Annotated in this window: 1 pseudogene; it reads right to left on the bottom strand. The window is 68.8% G+C overall.

Annotation, left to right across the window (positions count from 1 at the left end):
- A pseudogene (locus ABD844_RS52165) lies at window positions 1-514 on the bottom strand (hypothetical protein); the annotation flags it as partial.
- Window positions 515-539: the final 25 nt, after the last annotated feature.

Here is a 539-nt window from a genome sequence, read left to right as displayed (position 1 = left end):
CTCCCCTGATAAGGATCGCCGTGGCGAAGTCCTCCAGGGTGGCGCTGTCGGGAGCCTCGTCGATATCGCGGCCAAGCCTCAGCTCGACGGGGCCGCCCCCGGCGCCGAGCTGGCGGCCAAGGGCGGTGCCCTCGCGGTAGACGCGCAGGGTCCGGCCGGACATCGTCCAGTCGAGCACGCCCTGCTCACTGAGGTTGATGAGGAGGGTCATCAGGTCGACGCCAGGCTCCAGCTCCACCGTGAGCAGCCTGGTCGTGTCCCATGCCAGCCCGGCGCTGTCATGAGTGGAGGTGAAATCGATAACCAGGCCAGGCAGCGCGCCGCGGGCCTTCCCCTCCTGCACGATGGTGCGCAGCAGCCCGCCCGGCGTGACCGCCGAGAACAGACGCCTTCCTTCGGCCATGACACCGCCCGCGTACATGATCAGCTTGCGGAGCTGCCACGACCAGCCAGGGCACTCATACGTACACGCCCCGCTCTGGTCGGTGACATCCGCGCCCCTCTTGATCCGCAAGAAGCGACCGCCGTCCGGCTCCACC

It is taken from the genome of Nonomuraea antimicrobica, from assembly GCF_039536965.1.
GTDB lineage: Bacteria > Actinomycetota > Actinomycetes > Streptosporangiales > Streptosporangiaceae > Nonomuraea > Nonomuraea antimicrobica.
This window is presented reverse-complemented; position numbering and strand designations above follow the sequence as displayed.